Annotated in this window: 7 protein-coding genes; 5 read left to right on the top strand and 2 right to left on the bottom strand. The window is 38.5% G+C overall.

Annotated elements, in window-relative coordinates; translation table 11 throughout:
* Positions 1 to 13: 13 nt before the first annotated feature.
* The gene (locus QL995_RS06915; RefSeq protein WP_290293817.1) at positions 14 to 3,295 is read right to left on the bottom strand and encodes a tetratricopeptide repeat protein; all 3,282 of its coding nucleotides are present in this window, start codon (positions 3,293 to 3,295) and stop codon (positions 14 to 16) included.
* The gene (locus QL995_RS06910; protein ID WP_290293816.1) at positions 3,295 to 6,003 is read right to left on the bottom strand and encodes an endo alpha-1,4 polygalactosaminidase; all 2,709 of its coding nucleotides are present in this window, start codon (positions 6,001 to 6,003) and stop codon (positions 3,295 to 3,297) included. The genes QL995_RS06915 and QL995_RS06910 overlap by 1 nt, the downstream gene beginning before the upstream one ends.
* Positions 6,004 to 6,489: 486 nt before the next feature.
* Between QL995_RS06910 and QL995_RS06905 the strand changes: the two genes are divergently transcribed.
* The 5 genes from QL995_RS06905 (at position 6,490) to QL995_RS06885 (ending at position 12,463) form a co-directional block, all read left to right on the top strand.
* Complete coding sequence (locus QL995_RS06905; RefSeq protein WP_024593969.1) at positions 6,490 to 8,157, top strand: methyl-accepting chemotaxis protein; 1,668 nt, start codon at positions 6,490 to 6,492, stop codon at positions 8,155 to 8,157.
* A gap of 120 nt (positions 8,158 to 8,277) precedes the next feature.
* Positions 8,278 to 8,796, top strand: a complete 519-nt coding sequence (locus tag QL995_RS06900; protein ID WP_290293815.1) for a MarR family transcriptional regulator — start codon at positions 8,278 to 8,280, stop codon at positions 8,794 to 8,796.
* 133 nt (positions 8,797 to 8,929) lie between these two features.
* A complete protein-coding gene (locus tag QL995_RS06895; protein WP_007584826.1) occupies positions 8,930 to 9,679 on the top strand; it encodes a hypothetical protein in 750 nt (249 codons plus the stop codon).
* A gap of 314 nt (positions 9,680 to 9,993) precedes the next feature.
* A complete protein-coding gene (locus QL995_RS06890; RefSeq protein WP_007584828.1) occupies positions 9,994 to 11,346 on the top strand; it encodes a magnesium transporter in 1,353 nt (450 codons plus the stop codon).
* 55 nt (positions 11,347 to 11,401) lie between these two features.
* Entirely contained in the window at positions 11,402 to 12,463 is a 1,062-nt protein-coding gene (locus tag QL995_RS06885) for a CNNM domain-containing protein (RefSeq protein WP_007584829.1), read from the top strand.
* Positions 12,464 to 12,474 lie beyond the last annotated feature (11 nt).

Below are 12,474 nucleotides of genomic sequence, written 5' to 3'. Positions count from 1 at the left end.
CTCTCTCCTAACATTAAAAATGTACGTAATAACCTAATTGTAATTGTGTATCTGAGTTACCCACTTTATTACTACTTTGGTAACCCAGCTGTAATTTAAATAAATCATCGCCCAGTACAGACCAACCAGCGCCACTTGAAACTGATACATCTACTGTATCGTTAAGTGTTTGATAGCCAGTACTTATATCAAATAACCATGAAGGGCTTGCGCCTAAATAAGGAGGTTCTAAAGAACCAGTTGAAGCAAATGAGGTCCCTAGTGCAAAACGTCTAAATGGTTGAAGGTCAACTCTTAGCGGTCTTGATTCTGTATTTATTAATGCATTTACACGTTCAAAGTCTTGCCACTGTGCACTAAAATAAGCGTTCCAAATTGGGCGGTCTTTTAAAATGCTGTATTGGTAACGTGCATTATATTCTTGGCCATTTATTAGTGAGCTGCCATCGCTTCTTCGAGAAAAAGACATCGCTGCTGCTGATAGCTGTACGTTTTGTCTACCATCAATATTGTAGTTAACATAGGCCGTGGCTTTATCTAGCTGAGCATAGCTAAGTAGCGCTTCTGATTGGCGGTTTTCAACATTATATTCAAGCTTTAAACCTACCTGTGTACGCGAATCCCATTGATAACGAGAGTCCAAGCTAAAACCTTGACGGCTAACTAAGCTGCCTTGGTGAGAATCTATTTTTGCATCAAAATACCAACGACCAAATGTCATTTTATCTTCTATCGCAAACAGTAATCCGTTGTTATCAAGATTTTGCTGATTACTTAAACTTAATTTCCATTGCCCATTAGCATAAGGAAAATAAACGTTTACATCGTACTGGCTACTGTTTAAACCAGCCTCTGGCGATAGGTTTATTTCAAGCGCTCTAAAATAGGATGCGCGTGCATTTCTGAGTAAACTCAATTGCGATTCATTTGCCTCGCCAGTAAGTTCTTCGTACCAACGTTGCATGGTGGCATAGGGTTGTTTTAAATAGAGTAGGGCGTTTAGCTCATCTAATTTGCTTAGTGAACCTTCAGCTATAAGCTGTTTCGCTTTATTAAATTCGCCGTTGGTCATATAAAGTTGTAGTTTTTGCCATGGCTCTAATTTTTGTGCAGCCCTGCGCGCTAACCACCAGTTTGTTTGGGGCTCACCAATAGTGTCGGGGGCAAGTCCTTCCATTGTGTTTAATTGCATTAAATGAGGAACAGCCATCGCGCCCGCCCAGCGGAACATTAAGCCTCTGTATGCATATTTATCTTTAGGTAAGTGTTGCAGTAAATAGTGATTAAGTTCAGCAGCATTTGCATAATAACCAAGTTGCTTCATTACATCGGCTAAGTTAACCAGTGTTGTTAAGTCACTTGGATCTGCAATGGCTAATTTACGCAAATAAAAGTAAGCACTGTTATATGATTTTTCGTGAATAGATAAGCTTGCTAATAGCTGGGTCCACGCATAGGAAGGATCGCTTTGAGAATAGCGAGCTAAAATGCGGCTAATCATCACAGTGTCGTGCATTTGCAGCGCTAACCAACCTTGTGCAAGCACAACATCAGAGTCATATTCACTTAATTTAGCGGCGCGGTTTAAAGTTGTATAAGCTGAATTTAAATCACTTTGGTTTTGATACCAATTAGAAAGAATTAACCAAGCAGGGTAGAGGGCTTTATTGTAGCGCTGCTTATCAAGTTCAGCATGAATACGTGCAACTGATTTAGCATCATTTACTTGTGTACTTAATAATGCAATTTGAATCAATTGACGGTCAGTTTGCGACTCACTTTTCCATAAATAATCAAGAAGCTCCTGAGGCCTACCTTCAAAGCGCAATTGTTGGTAGTGCAGCATGTCGCCTACGCTTAAAGGGCTTATTTGTTGTAATTGCTCTAATGCATATAGCTCATGAGCTTTGTCTTTGACTCGCGTAGCCATATCTACATTGGCGCTCCAAAACTCATCATCAGAGCTTTGTTGTTTACTTTTTAGTACTTGCAGAGCTGTAGCAAAGTCATCTTCTAGCCAAAATGCGCGGGCAATCCAAAGTAAGTCTTCTTCATTTTTAGGCCCTTTATATGTAGGCCACAAGACCCTTAAGGCTTTTAAATTACCAGTATCGTGAAGCACTTTTGCTTTCCAGTATTGTGATAATACACTTTTACCATTTATTTGCTCAAAGCGTTCAATATTGTTTAACTCTTGCTTTGTGTTACCAATAAATTCGTTAGCTTGCATCCAATTAGCAAAACCATTGCCTTTCAGACTTCTGTTTTGAGCTTTATATTCGTATATATCATTAGCATCTTGGTATAAATATAAAGCGGTGGCATCGTTAATACTGTCGGTAAGCATCGCAGGAGTTACGGCTTTGTTAGACATTAGCCATTTAAATTCTCGAAGAGCTTCTTTAGGCTTGTTTTGCCAGCGCTTTATCTTCCAATTTAATAAATGTAGCTCTTTGTCATCTGGGCTCTGTAGTAATAACTTTGCGAGTAATTGTTCTGCCCCTTTTGCATTTCCATTTGCTAAACGCAGGTGCATTGCTTTTGTTAAGTAGTCGGTGTTATTTGGCTCAGCTTTTAATAAGCTTTCAATGGCCTGAGCTGCATCTTCTGTATTGCCAGCTAAGTTAGCTAAATAAAGGGTGCGTTTAACATCGGCTTTGTCACCATAGGTTTTCCACCATGCATAAGCTTGAATCGGGTTATTTGCGCCCAGTGCAGCTTCAATCGCTTTAGCTGCAATGTCAGCATTTATATTTGTTTTATAAATTGCGAGTGCTTTGTCAGGTTCCCCTGCGCTTAACCAGTAATCGGCTGCAAGGAGTGGCTGTTTATTTTTTTGATAGTACTGAGCAACTTTTGCGTTTAACCCAACTGCTTTTGCAATAGTTAGTATTTGTTCGTTCCAATTTTTATGAGCACCTATTTTTAAAGATAGTTCTTCAAAACGGTCGTCAATATTAGCCCCGCTTGCTAGCCATAGTGAGTAAAGCAGCTTTATTTCAAGCGTCGCTTTGCGCTCACCTCTAGGTAGTTTTTCAAGCTCGTTAGTGGCTTGTGAATACTCACTAAGCCCTATATGCAGCTCAACTAATTTTGCGCGTAGCTTTTCGTTGTCGGGCTCTGTGTTGAGCGCTGCATTAAGGTACGATTTTTCAAAGGTATAATCTTGTGAAAGTTCATCATCTTCAAAAAATAAGGTGTGAGGAAATAATGCATAAAGTGCAAAACAACTTACAGCTAATATTGCTAATATTGTTTTTACAGAAATTAACTGAGGGCGCTTTTTAGCATTCATTATCGAGCGACTCCATTGCAGTTAAGATAACCATAAAATTGACCCTTTGGTAGATTAAAGTGTGTCACATTAGCGCGTGTTACACCTTTAAAGTGCTCACCCAAATTAGATACAAATTCGCAAGAGCGTGCATTCATTAAATCAAGTGAAGCGGGTACCCACGCTTTAAAACTAACAGGCCCGTTAACTTGCCAGTTATTAATAACAACATTTGCAGACGCTAAATAAGGTTTTTTACTATTTTGGCTGTGATCAAAGCTAAGGCGAGCTATGTTATTTATAATATGTATGTAGTCACCTTTTTCAGTTACACCCGATACACCTTCACTTTGAGCTATGTTTGGCACATCAAAATCGGTAGGTATCCGTAGAGTACGAATGTACTTTGAGCTAAATAACCATTCATTATTATTGTTTTTTGCAAGTGCAGAAAAGTAAAAATCTTTTGCTACTTTTGCATAATGGCTTAAATGCACAGGCGTATTTGGTCTTGCTAAAACATAATCTATGTTGTGTTTAAGAGCGTCTAAACCCGCAAGAACTTCGCCTGAGTAAAAGTGATAGTAAATAGTGTAAGGCTTTAACCTATATGGTTTTTCTGTTATTTCGAATGTTTCAGTTAAGCGTCTAAAACCGTAATAAGGGCCATGCCATAGGTTTGTGTAAACATTTTCATTTAATATGGGGGCATAAATTTGATACAGCAAATCACGCTCAGGTCGGCCAATAGGTGATATATGTGTAAGGCTAGGATTATCGGCATTTACATCAGTGTTACCACCGTTGACATTTAACACACCTGCATCACGAGCAAGTTCAAGTGCTTTAGGACCAGGAGTTGCATCACCAGACCAAAGTATCATCACTGTTTTTTTATTTTTAGGTGTGAGCTTTTCATCAATGTACTTTATTGAATCTGTAATTTCTTTTTTAATGCTGATAGTGTTGTAGCCAGGTACATCTAGATGAAAACCGTAATCGGTGTCGTCTTCATCTATTTTTTTTCGCCCAGACAGTGCTGTCCAAAAATAGGGGTGACTATAAGTATGCGAAGCAACTTCTACGTAAGGTAGGTTAAAAATACTACGTGCAATGCCTTCAAGTTTGGCACTTTGTTTAGAGTGAATACCGCCTTCTTCAATGTCAGCTTGGATCACAGATGACGTTAAAGGCAGTTTATAGCGTTTAATTATTTCATCTCGAATTACTTCTGCTGAATAAGGCTTACCTTCGTAATGGGCAACACTTGTAAATCCATCTCCATCGATATGCAGCGTTAGCATTCGCCTGCCACTTTCGGTGGTTGTATCTGGCACTAATATAGGTGGTAGTCCCATAGCCTGAGTTAGTAGTGTACGCGGATCAATAACCCATTTGCTGCCTTCCATCGGAAATGTATCAATTAGCCAAGGAGCAACTACTACTGCACCATATTTAGTTTTAGCAGCTTGTACAACTATTGTGTCATCCGATGATTTTATTGTAATTAAAGGAGTCGCATCAGTTGCTAATTTGAGTAAGTATGGTTTAACAATAGGGGGAGGTGTTGTGGATTCTCCTTTGAGCCAAGGTGCAAAGCTATCTTGTTTATATGGACCTTCAGGCAGTGTGTTTAACGACTCAATACCCAAGCTTAATAATAATTTAGTTGATTGTGGTAACTCGCCTAAAATAAGCTCTGGCACCACACCTAAATTAGCTTCAAGCCAATTGGTAAGTGTTGGTGTGTAAAATGCATCGCTTGAGGTCCACGAAATAATACCAGCATGTAAGCTAGGGTCAACCAAAGGTAAATCGCGCTTTGCCATATCTATGTAATCAGGTATGTACCCCAAATACTCAATCATGGTCGCAAGCTTTAAATGGACGGTAGTGTAAATGAGTGGCTTTACACTACTGTTGTACGGAATTAGGATGCGCCTAGGCACTGGTGTAATTGATGATGTTCCCCATGTTTGCAGGTGACCATCGGTTACCCATGGATTAAAACCGGCGTCTATAATATTTTGTGCCATAGCGAGGCGATTATCGGGCTTTGCATAATCAATAACTTGGACGTTGAGGCCTAAGTCTTGTGCTGTTTTTAATTGTGCGCTTAGCCAATCTTGGTCGTTTTTGTTGGTCAGTTTATAGCTATTGTCGGTCGGATTAAAGTGGCTATACAAACCCTCAGCAACTAAGTCTTTGGCTAAATTAGCGAGTTTAGGCAATAACTCAAAGCCCCGGTTAAGAATAAGGTGCTTATCAAAAGTCTCAGATAGTGAGCTTATTATGGTGACTAACCCAGCTTGTTGATCGGGTTTACTGTGTGTAGCATCTAATAGCTGATAGCTATCAAGGGTATCTAAAAATAAGCCGCTAAAGCCACGTGCTTTTAATGCCGCAGCGCTATTTGCAATATATTGTTGCCAATGTGCTGATGTTAAATCCGCAATGTGGCTATTCCAGTTGGGGTTTATGCTAAGTGATGACTCACTTTGATTAAACGACTCACCAACACTTAAATAAGCATAAACAGCAATATTACGCTGTTTAAACCAATTAAGTTCGTGCTCAGTCACAAGATCAGGCTGGACTACAACGCGAGAATAAAAGGTCATTTCGGCTAATGGCATCGGCGCTGAGTAGTAAAAAGCGATACTATTATTTACAGGTGCTGAGAATGCATGAGCAGACACTAAAAGTGCAAGGTATAAAATATATTTCATTAATAATTCATTTTTATTAGATTATAACTGTGACTCAAAGTGATGCGTTCCGATTTTTCTAGTTGTTTGGTATTAGTAATATAGGGTTATTATATGTTAATGGAAGTTTAATATCTATATGTTCATTATTTATATGAACCTAAAATCAATACTAACATGAGTCCTGCGTTAACTCATTACATAGCTGGTGATTAATCGTCTTAGTACGCTATAAAATTAAGTTTAGATCAATGCAGCTGCTAGAACTTTAAATCTCTAATGAAAGAGTGGCAAATTATATATTAATTAATACGAAGGTCTCAGTGTTTTTAGTGTCCAAATACCTTCCTTGTGACTATAATATCAGCTAATTGAGCATGGTATGAGTTTACTCCCACCAATTTTTTTATTTACTATGCTTTTAAACCTAATAAAACAATGTAAACAGCCGTAATTTAATTTTTGGCTATTGTCGCTATATATGCATTTATATACCCCGGAGAAATAATGAGTAATTTAAGCTTGAAAAACAAACTGTTGTTATTAGCTATATTGCCCTTAATGCTACTTTTGATTAGCTTGATGCTGAGTTCTTATTATTTAGAGAATAAAAATCAGCAACAAAATTTTGAAGCATTTCAAACTAAACTAATAAGTGACAAACAAACGTTGCTAAGCACCGAGGTGGAAATTGCCAGTAAAATTGTGCGCTATCAAATAGCAAATGGCTCTGAGCAAGATGCTAAAAACGCTTTAAGAGATTTAACATTTGGTCAAGGCGGTTACTTTTTTATATACGACACAAATGGCGTTAGTGTTTTTCATGCATTATTAGGTGATGCTATTGAAGGGCAAAACAAAATAGGGATGACTGACCCTAACGGTAAAAAAATAATAGTGGGCTTATTAGATCAAGCTAGAAAAGGCGGTGGCGCTTTTAACTATCATTTTCAAAAACCAAATACCACAGGCTTAGTTGAAAAAATGGGCTATGCAGCAATGATCCCAGGTACAAACTGGATGATTGGTACTGGCGCATATATGGATGATATAGACGCAGAACTACTTAAATATCAAACAGCAATGCAAGAGCACATGAATGATAAGGTAGTGACCTTATTGCTAATTGCTTTATTTTGGGTTGTGTTAACTATTGTATGTGCGTTAGTTGCCGCAAATACAATGGTAAAACCAATACAGCGCATGGCGCAAAGCCTTGACGACATTGCTAAAGGTGAGGGCGATTTAACCAAACGTTTAGATATTGATACTAACGATGAAATAGGCCAACTTGGCGAAGCATTTAATATGTTTGTAAGTAAGCTACATGGCATTATTGCCAATGTGGTTGATGTAACACACGATGTAAAAACAGCCTCTAGTGATATAAATACACAAACACGGTTAATTGAAGACAAGCTACTTAATCACAATCATGAAACAGACCTTGTTGCGACGGCTATTACCGAAATGTCGGCTACTTCTCATGAGGTGGCTCAAAATACGAATCAAGTGGCAGAGTCAACCCAAGCGGCAACGCAAGAAGTTGCTAAAGCTCAAGAGTGTGTTGATATTTCACTCAGTGAGGTGTCTAACCTAATGGGCGAGATAAACCTAGCCGCAGAACAAGTTGATTCACTCAGTGATCAATCTAAAAAGATTAATAGTGTACTAAGCGTAATTGGTGGAATTGCCGAGCAAACAAATTTACTTGCACTTAATGCTGCAATAGAAGCTGCACGAGCAGGTGAGCAAGGGCGAGGGTTTGCTGTTGTTGCTGATGAGGTAAGAAGCTTAGCAAGTCGTACTCAAGTTAGCACATTAGAGATTAGTGAAATGTTGAGTGAGTTACATAATTTAGTATCGGATGCTGTAGCCGCAATGCAAGCGAGTCAGAATAGTTGTAATCGCTCAGTAGAATCGTCTCGTGCTATTTCAGAAAGTTTAGGTGCGGTAACAACCTCAGTTAGATCAATTAACGACATGAGTACGCAAATTGCGACAGCGGCGCTGGAGCAAAGTAGCGTTACAGAAGAAATAAACCGTAATGTATTTGCCATTCAAGAAATCGTTAATGAACTAACTATTTCAAGCAAAACTACCTCTTCGGTAGGCCAGCATTTAGCTGCGCGTGGTGAAAACTTAGGCCAGCTTGTTGGCCAGTTTAAAATTTAACAAAGTTTAAAGCTTTACAGTAAAAGCCGCTAATAGCGGCTTTATTTTTGTGGCTTAGCTTTAGCTGCTTAGTTTTTATAAAAATTATTGAATTTTTTGTATGTGTTAAGGTCTATCAGCATGCAAATATACCTATACAGTGGAATAACCATGCAAAACATGCCATCAATTAAACGTTGTACTCGAGAAGAGTTAGCGCCAGAGCAAGACTTGGGGCGTTTAGTGTCTTTTTTACGCTCGAGATTAGCCATTCATGTTGATGCCAAGTTACTTCCTATGGACTTAACTTCTGCGCAATATATTGTGGTAGTACTACTTGCGAGAGAGTCGGTTAATACGCTTGCAGGACTTTGCGAGTATATGGTTTATGATCGTGGCGCTATGAGCCGCTTACTAAACCGACTTGAAGAAAAAGGACTCATTATTAAAACGCAATGTGAGCTTGATAAGCGCTCAACTATTTTGTGTTTAAGTGAAAGGGGTAAAGCTCTTTGCCCTGAAATTATGCCTGTAGTAAACGAAGTCTATGCTCAAGCATTAAATGGTTTTTCAGAGTCAGAAAAAAACCAAATAATAGACTTACTATTTAAAGCTATAAATAATCTAGATACATTACCCGAAATTCCCCCCCACAAATAGATTATCAATAAAATAGCGATACTGTTTCAACAGAAAGTTAGCGTGCTAATTAGTTGATCTGATTGTGCGTAGAATCTAACTTTGATAATATAGTTGCCTAGGCAATTAAAGTTATCATCTTGTTAGGTTTGTTATGATTGAAAATAATTTGTTAGTACAATTACAGCAGCAATATCCAGAACATACTTTTATGCAACATCACTTAAGTGTTGTCCATAAGGGACGTTTTGCTAACGCGATTGTGTATCGATATAAAGATAATGAATTTGATTTAATTGTTAAAGATTTTAGCCAAAGCCCGTTATTTATCCGCAAAACATTTGCGCGACTATCTGTAAACCAAGAATATAAAGGATTGAGCCGTTTAGCTGAGCTTGATGCAGTCGCTAACCGCTTTTGTAGACTATCGCCGATAGCTGTAGCTTATAACTATATTGAAGGCACACCACTGCGCGCTTTAATTCATGAAGATAAAACGCTACCAGTAAGCTTTTTTAGCGAGCTTGAGCGTCAAGTAGCAAAAATGCATCGTAAAGGCATCGTGCATTTAGACTTGCGTAATATGGGTAACATTTTATGTGGCGCAGACGGTAAACCTTATTTTATTGATTTTCAGTCCACTATTAGCTTTTCACGTTTTCCGCGCTGGTTGCAACGCTTTATGCGAGGGTCTGACATGTCAGGTGTATATAAAGCATGGAATAAATTGGGTGAGCAACCTCTACCACAAAAAAAGCAGGACTATTTAGAGCGCTTTAATCACGTGCGTAAACGCTGGATTTTTAAAGGTTACCCAATACAGCGTGGCTATGCGTGGGGCGCTGCACTTATTACTCAATTTGTAGATTCAGACTTAGTACGAAATATTACTGATAGACTTTAATTTAAAGCACAAACCGTAATTTAAAAACACCTAATTCATTGTGTGATTTTGCCCATATTAGCCTAGCTAATATGGGATTTTTTTTATTATAAGTAATCCCTTTGGTTTGCTTACTTGTTGTTTAATCCCTCAAAAACAATTCCTTTTACTGTTTTTTTAATTTTTTAAAATAAATATTAGTACTGCATTTAGTTTGCCCATACAATGCGCAAAAATAGCTTGCGCATGCTTAATAAGTTCACGTTTTTTCTGCAATTTTTTATTGTTCAAGTAGACTATAAATAATGTGCGCTTTTAAATTTTAAGGTTTTAAGATGATTGAGTATCCGGTAGACCAACTTCCACAGCTCATAAATGATTTATTGCAATGCGATACAACAGAACGCAAAAATAAATTATTAGCAGATGCGCAGTTAACGCTTTCAACAGAGCACCTGTCATTACTTTTTGAGGCGATACCAAAAGAACAACGACTTGAAATTTGGCAGTTGCTTGACGAAGACACGCAACACGAAATTTTTGTTAATTTAAGTGAAGATAGTTGCTTGTGGTTGCTGCAAACACTAGAAGACACTGAGGCTTTTAAACTTCTTGATGAAGTTAATGTAGAAGAGCTACTGGAACTTGAAGAAGTTATACCAGAGCGATTTGTTGAGTATGCAAAAAAGCAACTCGATGAAGCGCAAACCAAACAATATGATTTAGCGCAGCAATACCCGCCAGAACAACTTGGTCACTGGTTAGGTTTTGACTTTTTAAAAGTATCAGAGAAGCTAACTGCCGGTGGCGCTAAAAAATTGCTACATAAAGGTTTACCGCAATACAGTGAGGTTATTTATTTGGTAAGCCGTAAGGGCAGCTTAATAGGTGAGGTTGCGGTAAATGATTTAATAAAAGCCAGCGACACCGATAACTTAATGACATTGGCAAATCATGACTTTTCATCGCTCCATGCTGATGATGATTTATATGAAGCGGCAGAAGTGGTGATCCACAGTGAAAAAATGGCACTGCCAGTGGTTAATGCTGATAACAAATTACTTGGGCGATTAACCATTGCCTCAGCGTATGAATTACGCCAAGAAATTGCTGATGAAGCTGCCGCTAAAGCCGGTGGTTTACGTGAAGACGAAGACCTGTTCGCAAGTGTGCGAAAAAGTGCTAAAAACCGTGGTATATGGTTAGGTATTAACTTAGCTACTGCCTTTTTAGCGTCTTGGTTCATCGGTTTATTTGGCGCAACTATAGAACAGGTTGTAGCACTAGCTGTATTAATGCCAGTGGTTGCTTCTATGGGCGGGATCGCAGGTAGTCAAACATTAACCGTTATTGTACGTGGTTTAGCGCTTGGACAGGTTACAGATTCAAACCGTAATGCGTTGCTTAAAAAAGAGCTGCGTGTTGGCGCTGTAAATGGCTTGGTATGGGCGTTTGTAATAGGCCTACTTACCTTTTTATGGTTTAACGACTTAATGCTTAGTATTACGATTACGGTAGCCATATTATTGAATTTAGTGGCCGCGTCACTAGCAGGTGTTGTTATTCCGTCTATTTTAGACAAAATGAAAATTGATCCTGCGTTATCTGGTTCGGTAATTTTAACTACCGTTACCGATATTGTTGGGTTTGTTACCTTTTTAGGTTTAGGCAGTTTATTGCTTTTATAAGCCTTATACCAATTCGCTTAATTAAGTGAATTGGTATTACTAACAGGAAAATACAATGACCTTTGAAGTCATGATTTGGTGTGCAATTGCTTTGTGTATTTCACAATCGGCAATATTTTCGGGCTTAAACTTAGCGTTTTTTTCACTAAGTAGGCTTCAGCTCGAAATGGAAAGTGCAAAAGGGAACGAGGCGGCCATAAAAGTGATGGCCCTTCGAAACGACTCTAACTTTTTATTATCGACTATTTTGTGGGGCAACGTAGGTATTAACGTACTACTTACACTACTTTCTGATTCGGTATTAATGGGCGCAAGTTCGTTTTTATTCTCAACTATTGCAATTACTATTATTGGTGAAATAACACCGCAGGCTTATTTTTCGCGTAATGCGCTAAAAATGGCGAGCCTACTTTCGCCGCTAATTAAGTTTTATCAGATTCTGTTTTATGTAGTTGCTAAGCCAACGGCTTTAATTCTCGATGCATGGTTAGGTAAAGAGGGGATTACGTACTTTGCTGAAAGTGAGCTCAGAGGTATTATTCGCAAACACATAGAAGCAGAAGAGGCTGATGTTCAGCACGTTGAGGGAATAGGCGCGCTTAACTTTTTTAGCTTAGATGAAATAAGCGTAACCAAAGAGGGTGAAGTAATTGATCCAGACTCTATTATTGCTTTGCCTACTAAGCTTGATTTGCCTATTTTCCCAGACCTTACATTAACGACTGATAATGAGTTTTTACGAAAACTACATAAGTCAGGTTATAACTGGGTGATCATTACCAATGAAGACGGTTGGCCTTTATTAGTGGTAGATGCTGACGGCTTTTTACGTTCGGCCTTGTTTGAACCAGAGACGTTCGACCCTTATCATTATTGTCACAGACCTATTATTGTTGCTGATGAAGCGATGCGCCTGAGTGAAGTTATTTTAAAAATACGGGCTAGTCATTCTTTAGATAAATCGTTTGATGGGGCCATTGATCACGACGTGGTGTTAGTGTGGAGTGATGTGAAGCGCATTATTACTGGCGCTGATATATTTGGTCGGTTACTCAAAGGTATGAGTGCACCAAAACTCGAACTGCATGAAAATACAGAGAATAAAAAGCCGCTATAAAGCGGCTTTTT

Source organism: Pseudoalteromonas sp. APC 3358, assembly GCF_030408075.1.
GTDB classification, from domain to species: Bacteria; Pseudomonadota; Gammaproteobacteria; order Enterobacterales; family Alteromonadaceae; genus Pseudoalteromonas; species Pseudoalteromonas arctica.
This window is presented reverse-complemented; position numbering and strand designations above follow the sequence as displayed.

What these genes read in the sequence shown, in the direction of transcription:
- QL995_RS06905 (WP_024593969.1), top strand. Translation starts at nt 6,490, where the DNA reads ATGAGTAATTTAAGCTTGAAAAACAAACTGTTGTTATTAGCTATATTG.
- QL995_RS06885 (WP_007584829.1), top strand. Translation starts at nt 11,402, where the DNA reads ATGACCTTTGAAGTCATGATTTGGTGTGCAATTGCTTTGTGTATTTCA.
- QL995_RS06895 (WP_007584826.1), top strand. Translation starts at nt 8,930, where the DNA reads ATGATTGAAAATAATTTGTTAGTACAATTACAGCAGCAATATCCAGAA.
- QL995_RS06890 (WP_007584828.1), top strand. Translation starts at nt 9,994, where the DNA reads ATGATTGAGTATCCGGTAGACCAACTTCCACAGCTCATAAATGATTTA.
- QL995_RS06915 (WP_290293817.1), bottom strand. Translation starts at nt 3,295, where the DNA reads ATGAATGCTAAAAAGCGCCCTCAGTTAATTTCTGTAAAAACAATATTA.
- QL995_RS06910 (WP_290293816.1), bottom strand. Translation starts at nt 6,003, where the DNA reads ATGAAATATATTTTATACCTTGCACTTTTAGTGTCTGCTCATGCATTC.
- QL995_RS06900 (WP_290293815.1), top strand. Translation starts at nt 8,278, where the DNA reads ATGCAAATATACCTATACAGTGGAATAACCATGCAAAACATGCCATCA.